Raw genomic sequence first — 13,559 nt, forward strand, 5'->3', positions numbered from 1 at the left:
TCTTCGGGTGATCGAGAAAGACTCTATGGACAAGACGCGCGCACTGGAAGCCGCACTGGCACAGATCGACCGGGCATTCGGCAAGGGTTCGGTGATGAAGCTGGGCCAGCGCAGCTCGGGGGTTGAGATCGAGACGATCTCCACCGGCTCGCTCGGGCTGGATATGGCGCTGGGAATCGGCGGCCTGCCCCGGGGGCGCATCATTGAAATCTACGGCCCGGAATCCTCGGGTAAGACGACCCTTGCGCTGCATGCCATTGCAGAGGCGCAGAAGGCGGGCGGCACCGCGGCGTTCATCGACGCCGAGCACGCGCTCGACCCGATCTATGCCCGCAAGCTCCACGTGAACATCGACGAGCTCCTGATCTCGCAGCCGGACACCGGTGAGCAGGCTCTGGAAATCGCCGACACGCTGGTGCGCTCGGGCGCTATCGACATCCTCGTCGTTGACTCGGTGGCGGCCCTGACGCCGCGTGCCGAACTCGAGGGCGAGATGGGTGACAGCCACGTCGGCCTGCAGGCCCGCCTGATGAGCCAGGCGCTGCGCAAGCTGACCGGCTCGATCTCCAAGTCGAAGTGCACGGTGATCTTCATCAACCAGGTTCGCATGAAGATCGGCGTGATGTACGGCAGCCCGGAGACCACCACCGGCGGTAACGCGCTCAAGTTCTATGCCTCTGTTCGACTGGACATCCGTCGCGTCGGCCAGATCAAGGAACGCGACGAAATCGTCGGCAACCAGACCAAGGTGAAGGTGGTCAAGAACAAGCTGGCGCCGCCGTTCAAGCAGGTGGAATTCGACATCATGTACGGCGAGGGCGTGTCCAAGATGGGCGAAATCCTCGACCTCGGCGTGAAGGCCGGCGTGGTGGAGAAGTCCGGCGCATGGTTCTCTTACGACAGCACCCGCATCGGGCAGGGTCGTGAGAACGCCAAGCGGTTCCTGCTGGAGAACCCGGATATGGCCAATGCGATCGAGGGAGCCATCCGGCGCAACGCCGGTCTGGTTGCCGAGGCGCTGATGACGTCTCCGAGCGAGGAAGACGATATCTAAGCCATGAAGGCGGATGGCCGGGTTCAGGGAGACTAACCGGTACCCGGCTGGCAGTCCTCGCTGCCAGACCCTACTGGACAAGTAAGCAAGAGTGGCCGGGCGTTTCCGTGGTTTTCACAGAAACGCCCGGCCTTTTTGTGTTCAGAAGGGGGCGATGGGACTGGCAAGGCAGGCGGGGATAGATACGGGCGGGAACAGAGACTGGCTGGGGCAGGGCAGGAGCGGGGCTGGGCCGGGCGCTTGGGCCAAAACCCGGCCCGGCAGGACACAGGAGCGGCGAAATGGGCAGCTTGACGAGGATGTTGGTGCGTATCCCTCTTTTCACCAGCGCTGGTTGCGCTTAAGTCAGGTCCGAATGAAAAGGTCCGGGCGGGGCGAACGGTTTTCAGGGCAGGAAGGACTGCCTGAACCGGAGGTCGCGCAACGGGCCGCACTGTGGGATAAGGAATTCGGCCATGTCCGCGCGAGCGGGCAGCAATGGCCGCAAGATTAGAAAAGAGGCTTAGGCGTGGCCAGTTCCAACGATATCCGCTCTTCCTTCCTCGACTTCTTCCGTCGCGAAGGCCACGAGGTGGTGGCGAGCAGCCCGCTCGTGCCGCGGAACGACCCGACGTTGATGTTCACCAACGCGGGCATGGTGCAGTTCAAGAACGTGTTCACCGGGCTGGAGACGCGCCCCTACAAGACCGCGGCCACCTCGCAGAAGTGCGTACGCGCGGGCGGCAAGCACAACGACCTGGACAACGTCGGCTACACGGCCCGTCACCACACCTTCTTCGAGATGCTGGGCAACTTCTCGTTCGGCGACTACTTCAAGGAGCGCGCCATCGACAGCGCATGGCGCCTGATCACCAAGGAGTGGGGCGTCAGCAAGGATCGGCTGCTGGTCACCGTGTACCACACGGACGACGAGGCGTTCGACCTGTGGAAGAAGATCGCCGGCTTCCCGGATGAGCGCATCATCCGCATCCCGACCAAGGACAACTTCTGGTCCATGGGCGACACCGGCCCGTGCGGCCCGTGCTCGGAGATCTTCTACGACCACGGCGAGCACATCTACGGCGGCGTGCCGGGCTCGGCCGAGGAAGACGGCGACCGCTGGACCGAGATCTGGAACCTGGTGTTCATGCAGTACGAGCAGGTGGACGCCGAGACGCGCCTTACCCTGCCGCACCCGTCCATCGACACCGGCATGGGCCTGGAGCGTGTTGCCGCCGTGCTGCAGGGCAAGCACGACAACTACGATACCGACACGCTGCGCGCGCTGATCCTGGCCTCGGCTGACGCCACGTCCACCAACCCGGACGGCGAAGGCAGCAAGGTCTCCCACCGCGTGATCGCCGACCACCTGCGCGCCGTCAGCTTCCTGATCGCCGACGGCGTGCTGCCGTCCAACGACGGCCGTGGCTACGTGCTGCGCCGCATCATGCGCCGCGCCATGCGTCATGCTCACCTGCTGGGCGCGAAAGAGCCCCTGATGCACCGGCTGGTTCCGGCGCTCATCAACCAGATGGGCGCGGCCTATCCGGAGCTGGTGCGGGCCGATGCGCTCATCCGCGAGACGCTGAAGCTGGAGGAAACCCGCTTCCGCCAGACGCTGGACAAGGGCCTGAAGCTGCTGGACGAGGAAGTCACCCGTCTGACGCCGGGCTCTGCCCTGCCGGGCGAAGTGGCGTTCAAGCTCTACGACACCTTCGGCTTCCCCTATGACCTGACCGAGGACGCGCTGCGCTCTCAAGGGTTGACCGTGGACAAGGGCGGCTTTGACGAAGCCATGGCCCGCCAGAAGGCGGCGGCCCGCGCGGCCTGGTCCGGCTCGGGCGAGAAGGCGGCCGAGACCCTGTGGTTCGATCTGGCGCAGGAATCGGGCGCAACCGAGTTCGTCGGCTACAACGCCGAGACCGCTCAGGGTCAGGTGGTTGCCATCGTGAAGGACGGTCAGCGCGTGGACAGCGCGTCGGCGGGCGATCAGGTGCGCATCGTCACCAACCAGACGCCGTTCTACGGCGAGTCGGGCGGCCAGATGGGCGATGCCGGCGTGCTGCGCAATGGCAACGGCCTCGAGATTTCCATCAGCGACACGCAGAAGCCGCTGGGCCTCATCCACGTTCACGTGGGTGAGGTGAAGGCCGGCACGGTGCGCGTGGGCGATGAACTGGAGATGATCGTGGATGGCGAGCGTCGCTCGGCCCTGCGCGCCAACCACTCGGCCACCCACCTGCTGCACGAGGCGCTGCGCCGCAAGCTCGGTGCCCACGTGACCCAGAAGGGCTCGCTGGTGGCAGCGGACCGCCTGCGCTTCGACATCTCGCACAACAAGTCGCTGAGCGAGGACGATATCGCGGCTGTGGAAGCGGACGTGAACGCCCGCATCCGTGAGAACCACGATGTCGTCACCCGCCTGATGACGCCGGACGAGGCGATTGCCGCCGGCGCGATGGCGCTGTTCGGCGAGAAGTACGGTGATGAAGTGCGCGTGGTCAGCATGGGCGACGAACCGGAGAACGAGCGCGGCCACTTCTCGGTCGAGCTGTGCGGCGGCACCCACGTCAACCGCACCGGCGACATCGGCGTGTTCGCCATCGTCGGCGAAGGCGCGGTATCGGCCGGCGTGCGCCGCATCGAGGCGCTGACCGGCGAGGCGGCCCGCCGCTACTTCGAGGAACAGGAAGCCCGCGTGAAGGCAGTGGCCTCCGTGCTGAAGACCAGCCCGGCGGATATCGTCGAGCGCGTCACGGCTCTGCTCGAAGAGCGCCGCAAGCTGGAGCGCGAGCTGGGCGAGGCCAAGAAGGCGCTGGCGCTGTCCGGCGGCTCGGCCAATGCCGGTTCGGGCCCGTCTTCCGAGCAGGTGAACGGCATCAACTTCCTTGGTCAGGTGACCGACGCCATCCCGGCCCGTGACCTGCGCGGTCTGGTGGACGGCGCGAAGTCCAAGATCGGCTCGGGCGTGGCGGTCATGATCACCACCGACGGCGGCAAGGCTTCCGTTGCGGTGGGCGTGACCGATGACCTGAAGGACCGCATCTCGGCTGTCGATCTGGTCAAGGCCGCTGTTGCAGCCGTTGGCGGTCAGGGCGGCGGCGGACGTCCGGACATGGCGCAGGGCGGCGGCCCGAACGTGGACGCCGCAGCCGAGGCGCTGGCCGCAGTAAAGGCGGTGATTTCCACCGCCGCCTGAGGCTGATTGCCTTGAGTAAATGAAAAAGGCCGTGCTGACAGCGTTCAGCGCGGCCTTTTTCTTTTCTTTGAGCTTTTTCGCAGGAGGGTCTTAACCCTCCTGTACTCCCATTCGTAATTGGGAGGTGCCATCTGGATACAGGACGCTTTCAAGCAGGGCGTTAAACACTGCAGCAAACAAAAGTGCGAACAGAGAAGAAACCCCAGATCCCTGCAGAGAAACAACGAAGCGCCCCTGTGCAACGGTCTGCACACAGCCCCTCGCGTGGTGCGCATGAAACTGTAATATTGTCGCAATAACCGGAGGCGCGAGCGAGCATGGCCGTGTTCAGCCTGCGGGGTTGCGAGTTCTGTAACAGGGATCAGGGGCATGAGCATGCGGGGCTTTAGGCATTTTCTTCTGGCCGCCAGCAGCGCAGTTGCGCTGGCGGCGCCGGCGCTGGCAGCGGGCCAGAGTGCGCCTGCACCGGCCACATCGGCTAGGCAAGAAGCAGCAGGCGCGGTAACCAGATCTGCGGTTCAGCCCCGTCCGAAGCTGGTTATTGCTATTTCGGTTGACCAGTTCAGCGGCAATCTGTTCGAGGCCTGGCGCGGCCGGTTCACGGGTGGGCTCAAGCGGCTGGGCAATCAGGGCATCACCTACGCCAACGGCTATCAGACCCACGGCGCGACCGAGACGTGCCCGGGCCATTCCACCCTGCTGACAGGCCGCCACCCGAGCAACACCGGGATCATCGCCAACGGCTGGTATGATATCGCATCCGGCCGTGACGTGTATTGTATGGAAGACACCGCCATGCGCCCGGCCCATGACGTGCAGGCGGATGCGAGCGAGGGGCGCAGCGCGCGCAATCTCCGGGTCTCGACCGTAGGCGACTGGCTGAAGGCGCAATCGCCCAAAAGCCGCGTGGTGGCCGTTTCCGGCAAGGATCGCGGGGCGCTCAACATGGGCGGCCACAAGGCCGATGCCTCGTTCTGGTTCGCGTCCGGCTACGGCTTCACCACCTCCGTGCCTGCAGGGCAGTCGGGGGATGCCGCCCTCAAGCCGCTGGCGGATTTCAACAGGTCGCTTCAGGCCAGTTGGCAGGCCAGCCCGCCGATGTGGACCTACGCCGATGAGCAATGCAGCGCGCTGGAGGATTACTGGCAATTCGGCGAGAAGACCTGGCGCTCGCAGGTGCCGCCGGTTTCATGGCAGACCGGCAGCCGCGAGGACGTGCTGAAGAGCCAGTATGCGGTCTCGCCGCTGCTGGATGCGGCAACGCTGGATGCCGCCCGGGTTCTGATCGAGCATTACAAACTGGGGCAGGGCGAGGCGACCGACCTGCTGGCGGTCAGCCTTTCGGCAACGGATCTGGTGGGTCACCGCTACGGCACCGCCGGGCCGGAGATGTGCGACCAGATGGTGCGGCTCGACCGGGAGCTGGGCGCGTTCCTCGATGATCTGGAAAAGCTGGGCGTGCCGGTGATGGTGGTGGTGTCTGCCGATCATGGCGGCATCGACTTCCCCGAGCGTCTGGCAAAGCAGGGTTATCCCACTGCCGGGCGGCTGGCGCCGCGCCCGTGGCTGGAAGAGGTGAACGCCCGGTTGCGCCAGCAACTGCGGCTGGACTGGAATCCCCTGACCACCACGGACGACGGCACGGACATCAACCAGATCTACGTCGTTGACCGTGCTGGCAAGCGCCCGGCGGCGGCCGTGCGCGAGCGGGGGCTGAAGGCGGCTGTGCCGCTGATCAATGGGCGCACGGATGTGGCGGCGGCCTACAGTCTTGAGACGCTGCTGGAGACGAAGGTCGACCGTGCCAAACCGGTGGATGAACTGACCCTGCAGGAGCGGTTCGCGCTGAGCACGGACAAGGAGCGCTCAGGCGACATCACGGTCGCGTTCGGGCCGTATCAGCAATACAAGGTGCCGCGGCCGGACCGCACGCTGACCGGCCACGGCACGGTGTGGAACTACGATCGCCGGGTGCCGATCCTGTTCTGGTGGCCGGGGATCACCCCGCAGGAGCGCCCGCTGCCGGTGCCGACCGTGGACATCGCCCCGACGCTGGCGCATGTGCTCGGCATCCAACCGGACCCGACTCTGGACGGCCAGTGCCGAGACCTTGCCGACTTCGGCAACGGAGCGTGTCCTGCGCCGAAGTGGTGAACTGGCGCTTGTGTTTGCAGGCGAGGGCGGGCTGGACAGAGGCGGCGGATTAAAGCACTCTCAAGTCCATGATCTGCATGCAATACTTTGTCGTTGCTCTCGCAGCCCCGGCGATGCTCATCGCACTGTCACGGGCGGCGAACCGCCGGTTCTCGGGCCACGATCGCCTGCCGATGCAATGGAGCCTCGGTGGGGAGGTGGTCTGGACGGCGTCACGCCGCGTTGCGCTGGCGTTCACGCCTGCGCTGGCGGCAGTGCTGCTGATCGGAACCGCGACGCTGCTCTGCCTGGGAAAGGTCGAGACGCAGCCCGATGGCCTGTGGGCGCTCCTCATCATGGCGCTGGCTTTTGTCGGGACGCATCTGCTGCACTTCTGGCTGCTCGGTAGATCGTTGAGCAAGAAGAGCTAAAGCCGGTCGAACACCGAGCCCATGCGGGGGCTGAACAGGCGGTCGTAGGCCTTGAGCAGGAAGCCGTCGGTCATGCTGGCGACATAATCGCAGATGGTGCGCATGCCTCCGCTGCTGTCCTCATAGCGGGCAAAGACATCCGTCGGCAGCAGGCGTTTGGGGTCGCTGGCCAGCGCCTCGAACACCGAGATCACCATCTGCTGGCCCTTGAACTCCAGCTGCTGAACCTGCGGGCTGGTGATGACCAGCCCCATGACGAGATCGCGCAGGCAATCGAGAAAACTGCGGGCGGACGGCTCCAGGCCGGCCCGGTAGCGCAGCAGCGGCTCGGCGAAGGTGTCTTCCGTCTCGAGCCGGGCATGGCGCACGAAGTGGTGGACGAGATCGCCGATGAGGCGCTTGCGGCTGGTCTCGGCACCGAACAGGGCCTTGAGCAGGAAGCTCCACGTCTCGCTGTCTGTGCTGCCCGTATTTGCATAGCGGCCGCTCTCGCGCAGCTCGCTGAGGAATAGGCCGCAAAGGTCCGCGGGCGTGGTCTCGCGCGGCAGGGCCGCTTCGAACTGCTCCCGGCTGATGAGCGAGAGGGCGATGGCATCTTCCAGATCATGGACGCCGTAAGCGATGTCGTCCGCCAGGTCCATGATGGAGCAATCGAGCGACTTGTGCAGCGGCTTGCCGTGCTTGCCGGGTCGCGGCGCGAACTGCTGGAACGCGGCGCGATCTTGGCTTGAGAGCGGGTGCAGCACCCAATCGACGGCGTCCTGTTCGCTGTCGAGGTAGCACTTGGGCGGCTCGCTCGCCTTCCGGTCGATGACGCGGATGAGGGTTGCGGAATCCGCCAGCTTCGGCCGGACCTGCGGGTTGGAGACCGTGCTGTACGGCACCGGATACTTCATGACCCCCAGAAGCGTGCGCCGGGTGAGGTTGGCGCCGTGGCCTTCGGAAAAGCTCTCCAGACGGGTGAGGATGCGCAGCGTCTGGCCGTTGCCTTCATAGCCGCCATGGTCGCGCATGCAATAGTTCAGCGCAACCTCGCCACCGTGGCCGAACGGCGGATGGCCGAGGTCATGCGTGAAGCCGACGGTCTGGATGAGGCTGGCCTCGGGCAGGTGCGCGTGGGCGGGATGTTCGGGCCAGAACTTGCGGAAGTGTTCTACCAGTCCGCCCGCGATCTGCGCCACTTCCAGCGAGTGAGTGAGGCGGGTGCGGTAGAAGTCGCTGTCCCCGAGGTTGAGGATCTGCGTCTTGCCCTGAAGCCGCCGGAAGGAAGCAGAGTGAACGACGCGCGCATAGTCGATGTCGAAGGGAGAGCGGGCGTCCTGCGACTTGGCCCGGGGAGTGTCACGCCGTTCTGTCCACATGAGTGTCTGCTTGATCCTTGCATGAAGTGCCGCGGTTATAGAGCAGCCGGGGCGTCAAGCACAGACCAAGCCGAGGCGGAAATCCTCACCGGCTGGCGACCCGCGGGGCGTAGTCCAGCTTGCTGGCTTCAGCCAGCACCTTTGCCTCGAACTCGGCGCGCGGCACCGGGCGGCCATAGTGATAGCCCTGCAGACAGGGGGCTCCCATGCTGGCGATGCGCCGGGCGATGATTTCATTCTCGACGCCCTCAACCACCACATGCAGGCCGAGGCGGTTGGCAAGGTCAAGAATGGCCCAGACCACCTTCTCGCCATCCGACCCCACTTGGAGATTGGAGACGAAGCTCTTGTCGATCTTGATTTCCTTGATCGGCAGGTTGCCGAGATAGCTGAGGGAGGAGTAGCCGGTGCCGAAGTCGTCGATGGACAGGCGCACGCCAAGTCCGGCCAGCGCTTCCATGACGCCCAGATTGCTCTGGGTCCGCTCCATCGCCGCGGTTTCGGTGATCTCCACGATCAGCCGCTCGGGCCGGTAGCCGTGACGGGCGATCTGACCGGACACGGAATCGGCAAAGCCGCGATCGCGAAACTGGTAGGACGAGGCGTTGATGGACAGGTCGAGCTCTCCCAGCGGCCCGCCGCGGCGGGCCCAGTCGCCCAGAGTGCGGCTGGCCTGGCGGACCACCCAGTTGCCCAGCTGGTTGATGAGGCCGAACTTCTCGGCAAGACCGATGAATTCGATGGGAGGCAGCACGCCGCGCTCCGGGTGGTTCCAGCGCAGCAGTGCCTCGGCTCCGCAGATGCGGTTGGTCACGGCATTGATCTTTGGCTGGTAGTACAGCTCCAGCTCGTTCTCGGCGATGGCGCGACGCAGTTGCAGGCTGGTCTGCAGGTCCGTGTTGACCTTCTGGCCCAGCTCGGGGGTGAAGTAGCGGTAGCCGGCGCGGCCCGTGCCCTTCACGTCGAACATGGCGATGTCCGCGCGGCTGATCAGGTCCTCCGGCATCTCGCCGTCATCCGGGTAAACCGCCAGACCGATGCTGCAGGACAGAACGAGGGAGTGGCCCTCGACTTCATAGGGCTGCTCGATGGCGCGGCAGATGCGCCGTGCGATCTCGTCGCCCACCGTGCGGTCAGCCGTGGTTTCGGCAATGATGATGAACTCGTCGCCGCCGAAGCGGGCAACCACATCGGCCGGACGGACTGACTGGCGAAGCCGTGCTGCGACCTGCACCAGCAGGACATCGCCGATCTTGTGGCCGAACTCGTCGTTGACGGCCTTGAAGCCGTCCAGATCCACGAACATGACGATATAGCGGTACTGCTGCGCCGTGCCCGCGGCGGGCAGTTCGCGCAGGTGCCATTCCAGCGCCGTACGGCTGGCAAGACCGGTCAGCGAATCCGTCATGGCAAGGCGCTCCAGTTCCGCGTTGGCAGCCTCGAGGGACTTGTTGAGCTTGACGGTGGCAGTTTCGTAGCGGCCGTCGAGGAACGCAACGAGCATGGTGCTGCAGAGCAGGACGCTGGACCCCACGGACAGTATGCGGCCAAGCTCGGCGGCATTAAGTGCGCCCGCCGCGCCGCAGACGGCACCGGCCGGGAACTGCGCGGCCATCATGCCCGTGTAGTGCATGCCGACAATGGCGAAGCCCATGACGGCGGCCGCGCCGAGCATGGACAGGAGAGGATGCTTGCAGTCCTGCCGGCTGAAGACGAAGCAGGTCCACAGCGCCGCGATGGAGGCGGCAACGGCAATGAGGAGGGAGGCCGCGAACAGCAGCGGATCGTAGGTGATGGCGGGCTGCATCTTCATTGCAGCCATGCCGGTGTAATGCATGGCCGCGATGCCTGAGCCCATCAGTACACCCCCCAAGAGCAGGCGGCGGGTGGAAAGCTGGGGCCGTGAGACCTCCTTCAGCGCAAACAGGCTGACGAGCACGGCAATGAGCAGGGAGAAAAGGGTGAGCGTGGCGTCATATCCGATCGGGATGGGCAGATCGAACGCCAGCATGCCGACGAAGTGCATGCTCCAGATGCCGCCTGCCATGGACAGGGCACCCAGTCCCAGCCACAGATGCTTCAGGCTGGTGGCGCTGGAAATGCGCCGGGCAACCGTGAGGGCAACATAGGCGGCGCAGGTGGCAATCAGGTAGGACGCTACGACCAGGACGGGGTCAAAGCTTCCGCTCATGACAGCCGCAGCCGGAAGATCGGAGACAGCAAACATACTCATCGCTTACGCTCACATTACCAAAATTTGGTAAATCACGGGCCGGGCTATAGCCGAGAGTTGCGAGCAAGAAAATTGCTCGATAGTGCATACGGAGCGTTTCCAGACCAGATCAGTCGTTTTTCGGTCTGCGTGACATTTCTGGCACGTGATCCAGGTTCGGGTCAAAAAATCACGCTTGGATCAAAAAACAAGGGCCGCAACGTGGTTGCGGCCCTTGTCTCAAGCATTCCCGAGAAGGGATGGCGCCTTAGGCTGCCATTGCCTTTTCCAGGTTCTCGACGATCGCCTCGAAGAACTTCTCGGTGGTCAGCCAGGGCTGCTCCGGACCGACGAGGATCGCGAGGTCCTTGGTCATCTTGCCTTCTTCGACGGTCTGGATGCAGACGCGCTCCAGAACTTCGGCGAACTTGGTGACTTCCGGGGTGCCGTCCAGCTTGCCGCGGTGCTTCAGGCCGCCGGTCCAGGCGAAGATGGAGGCGATCGGGTTGGTCGAGGTCGCCTTGCCTTCCTGATGCATGCGGTAGTGGCGGGTCACGGTGCCGTGAGCGGCTTCCGCTTCCACGGTCTGGCCGTCCGGCGTCATCAGAACCGAGGTCATCAGACCCAGCGAGCCGAAGCCCTGGGCGACCTGGTCGGACTGCACGTCACCATCGTAGTTCTTGCACGCCCACACGAACTTGCCGCTCCACTTCAGGGCGGAAGCCACCATGTCGTCGATCAGGCGGTGTTCGTAGATGATGCCGGCGGCTTCGAACTTCGCCTTGAACTCGGCTTCGTACACTTCCTGAAACAGGTCCTTGAAGCGGCCGTCGTAGGCCTTCAGGATCGTGTTCTTGGTGGAGAGGTACACCGGCCAGCCACGGTTCAGGCCGTAGTTCATGCACGAACGGGCAAAGTCGCGGATCGACTCGTCGAGGTTGTACATGCCCATGGCGACACCGGCGCCCGGGAAGTTGAACACCTCGTATTCCTGCTCGTCCTTACCGTCTTCGCTGGTCCACTTCATGGTCAGCTTGCCGGCGCCCGGCACCAGGAAGTCGGTGGCGCGGTACTGGTCGCCGAAGGCATGACGGCCAACGACGATGGGATCGGTCCAGCCCGGAATGATGCGCGGCACGTTCTTGATGATGATCGGCTCGCGGAACACGGTGCCGCCAAGAATGTTGCGGATGGTGCCGTTGGGCGACTTCCACATCTTCTTGAGGTTGAATTCCTTCACGCGGGCTTCGTCCGGCGTGATGGTGGCGCACTTCACACCGACGCCATACTGCTTGATCGCGTTGGCGGCATCGACGGTGATCTGGTCGTTGGTCTCGTCGCGCTTCTCGACGGACAGGTCGTAGTACTTCAGATCGATGTCGAGGTACGGCAGGATGAGACGCTCGCGGATCCATTGCCAGATGATGCGGGTCATTTCGTCGCCGTCGATTTCGACGACCGGATTCTTCACTTTAATTTTAGCCATTAATTCCTCCGGAACAGCAACTATCCGCGGGCGCAGATGCCCATAAGAATTCCGCTCGGTGTGTAGCAGGCCAAGCGGTCAAATCAACCAGCCGCACAACTTGACATGGAAAAAAGTCACTCGTCGATCATTGCGGCGCGCTCTGCCCGCGTGGGCAGGATCTGCGGCGGCTGGCCCAACATGGCCATCAACGTGTCCAGATCGGGCAACTCCACCGCTTCGCCCAGCAGGCGCGGGTCGCCGAACCCGGCGTCGATGATATGCTGCAGCAACGCGTGAAACGGCTGCCAGTAGCCATTGTTGCCGAGCAGCCAGGCGGGCTTGCTGTGCTCGCCCAACTGCGACCAGGTCATCATCTCGAGCAGCTCGTCGAGCGTGCCGATGCCGCCAGGCAGGGCGAGGAACGCGTCGGACCGGGCCGCCATGATCTGCTTGCGCTGCTGGAGCGTGTCGACGACGATCAGCTCGGTCAGGCCCGGCTGGGCGATCTCGACGGTGGACAGGTAGGCGGGAATGACGCCGACGACCGCGCCGCCCGCGTCCAGCGCCGCCCTAGCCGCAACGCCCATGAGGCCAAGCGCGCCGCCGCCGTAGACGAGTGTGATGCCGGCCTGGGCAAGGCGCACCCCAAGCTCGGCCGCCAGCGCGGCATGGGCCGGATCGTTGCCGGCACGCGAGCCGCAGAACAGGCAAAGGCTTGCCGGCTTGGGGCTTGCCGACTTTTCAGGGGATGCCGGAACTCCGGCAGGGCGGGGAAGATCGGGATGAAGAGGCTGGGTCATGATGGCGGGCAGCTTACCCAAGGCGCGCGCGAACTGCCAGAGCCGCCTTGGATCAGGCGTGTGCGGTCAACGCTGCGCTGTGGCGCGCCAAACTATGATGCGCCGTACTGTGCCGTACTTTAAGCATGGGTGCCGGATCAGGCCCCTCGTATCGGGCAGCACAGGTCAGGCGGCGGGCCAGAGATCTGATTCGATCAGTTCGATGACCGGCTGGACCGGCAGGAGCGCGGTGCTGGCTTGCGCCACCATCTCGCGAAAGGACAGGCTTTCCCGATCCGCCGGAAGCTCGCGCGCCAGACGCACCTGACCGCCCGCAAGCGTCAGCCCGGCACAGGGCCAGATGTCCCGCATGTGGCGCAGGGTGTCCAGCACCCGGCGGCGGGAGGAGCGGTCTTCGGACGTGAACGGAATGGTGCCAACGACGCCGCTCAGCTGCAAGACCGCGGCATCGCTGCTTTCCTGCACCGCAATCTGGTAGCGGCCGGACCGCCAGCGGAACTGGAAGGACGTGGGCAGGCTCATGGGGTGGCTGGTGACCACATCCAGCAGCGTCGAGGAGGCACGATCAAGAGTCCAGCGTCCGTCAAAGGCGATCGCGGACCAGTCCTCGGGCCAGTCGATGGTGGGTTCGAGCGAGGGGTAGGCGATTGTCACGGCACGATGATCCGGTTGAGACTATGTGAAAGGTTGTACGGGTCGTCCCCTCAACAATTGGTTAATGGGGCGTCACGGAAGGGTGTTTGCCCGTTCAGGGTGAAATTTTCCTGCAATGAGTGTAGGTAGGGGGACGGAGCGAGCCATGGGCGAGACGGCCAAGGGCCGGTCATGCTTGCGACAGTCGTCTCGTTGGTTTAACGCCGGGCTCTAGAATCCGCGAAACCGTTCGCGAAGAAGGATTACCGATGGATTTTCTGACCAAATT

The 13,559-nt window shown here is 64.4% G+C and carries 9 protein-coding genes; 4 read left to right on the top strand and 5 right to left on the bottom strand.

What is annotated here, in order from left to right; translation table 11 throughout:
• Nucleotides 1–25: 25 nt before the first annotated feature.
• The 4 genes from recA (at nt 26) to VIG90_RS14245 (ending at nt 6,796) form a co-directional block, all read left to right on the top strand.
• On the top strand, nt 26–1,054 hold the full coding sequence (recA, locus tag VIG90_RS14230; RefSeq protein WP_414695506.1) for a recombinase RecA: 1,029 nt from the start codon (nt 26–28) through the stop codon (nt 1,052–1,054).
• A gap of 508 nt (nt 1,055–1,562) precedes the next feature.
• The gene (gene alaS / locus VIG90_RS14235) at nt 1,563–4,232 is read left to right on the top strand and encodes an alanine--tRNA ligase (RefSeq protein ID WP_331594183.1); all 2,670 of its coding nucleotides are present in this window, start codon (nt 1,563–1,565) and stop codon (nt 4,230–4,232) included.
• Between the two features lie 369 nt (nt 4,233–4,601).
• Nucleotides 4,602–6,386: an alkaline phosphatase family protein gene (locus VIG90_RS14240; protein ID WP_331594184.1), complete on the top strand. Its 1,785-nt coding sequence runs from the start codon at nt 4,602–4,604 to the stop codon at nt 6,384–6,386.
• A 113-nt stretch (nt 6,387–6,499) separates the two neighbouring features.
• On the top strand, nt 6,500–6,796 hold the full coding sequence (locus VIG90_RS14245) for a hypothetical protein (protein ID WP_331594185.1): 297 nt from the start codon (nt 6,500–6,502) through the stop codon (nt 6,794–6,796).
• Here the strand turns inward: VIG90_RS14245 and VIG90_RS14250 are convergent.
• From VIG90_RS14250 to VIG90_RS14270, 5 genes are all read right to left on the bottom strand, one after another.
• Entirely contained in the window at nt 6,793–8,157 is a 1,365-nt protein-coding gene (locus tag VIG90_RS14250) for an anti-phage deoxyguanosine triphosphatase (RefSeq protein WP_331594186.1), read from the bottom strand. The two genes, VIG90_RS14245 and VIG90_RS14250, sit on opposite strands and share 4 nt — an antisense overlap.
• A gap of 85 nt (nt 8,158–8,242) precedes the next feature.
• Nucleotides 8,243–10,390: a putative bifunctional diguanylate cyclase/phosphodiesterase gene (locus VIG90_RS14255; RefSeq protein WP_331594187.1), complete on the bottom strand. Its 2,148-nt coding sequence runs from the start codon at nt 10,388–10,390 to the stop codon at nt 8,243–8,245.
• Between the two features lie 247 nt (nt 10,391–10,637).
• Nucleotides 10,638–11,855, bottom strand: a complete 1,218-nt coding sequence (locus VIG90_RS14260; RefSeq protein WP_331594188.1) for an NADP-dependent isocitrate dehydrogenase — start codon at nt 11,853–11,855, stop codon at nt 10,638–10,640.
• Between the two features lie 116 nt (nt 11,856–11,971).
• Nucleotides 11,972–12,637 carry a TIGR00730 family Rossman fold protein gene (locus VIG90_RS14265; RefSeq protein WP_331594189.1) on the bottom strand — a complete coding sequence of 222 codons (666 nt, stop codon included), beginning with the start codon at nt 12,635–12,637 and terminating at the stop codon, nt 11,972–11,974.
• Nucleotides 12,638–12,802: 165 nt separating this feature from the next.
• A complete protein-coding gene (locus VIG90_RS14270; RefSeq protein ID WP_331594190.1) occupies nt 12,803–13,291 on the bottom strand; it encodes a hypothetical protein in 489 nt (162 codons plus the stop codon).
• Nucleotides 13,292–13,559: the final 268 nt, after the last annotated feature.

Origin of the sequence: Pedomonas sp. (assembly GCF_036515995.1) — a bacterium.
In the GTDB taxonomy this organism is placed as follows: domain Bacteria; phylum Pseudomonadota; class Alphaproteobacteria; order Sphingomonadales; family Sphingomonadaceae; genus Pedomonas.

Bases quoted from the DNA above. Each gene is read 5' to 3' on its own strand.
- recA (WP_414695506.1), top strand. From the start codon at position 26: ATGGACAAGACGCGCGCACTGGAAGCCGCACTGGCACAGATCGACCGG.
- VIG90_RS14265 (WP_331594189.1), bottom strand. From the start codon at position 12,637: ATGACCCAGCCTCTTCATCCCGATCTTCCCCGCCCTGCCGGAGTTCCG.
- VIG90_RS14250 (WP_331594186.1), bottom strand. From the start codon at position 8,157: ATGTGGACAGAACGGCGTGACACTCCCCGGGCCAAGTCGCAGGACGCC.
- VIG90_RS14240 (WP_331594184.1), top strand. From the start codon at position 4,602: ATGAGCATGCGGGGCTTTAGGCATTTTCTTCTGGCCGCCAGCAGCGCA.
- VIG90_RS14245 (WP_331594185.1), top strand. From the start codon at position 6,500: ATGCTCATCGCACTGTCACGGGCGGCGAACCGCCGGTTCTCGGGCCAC.
- VIG90_RS14255 (WP_331594187.1), bottom strand. From the start codon at position 10,390: ATGAGTATGTTTGCTGTCTCCGATCTTCCGGCTGCGGCTGTCATGAGC.
- VIG90_RS14260 (WP_331594188.1), bottom strand. From the start codon at position 11,855: ATGGCTAAAATTAAAGTGAAGAATCCGGTCGTCGAAATCGACGGCGAC.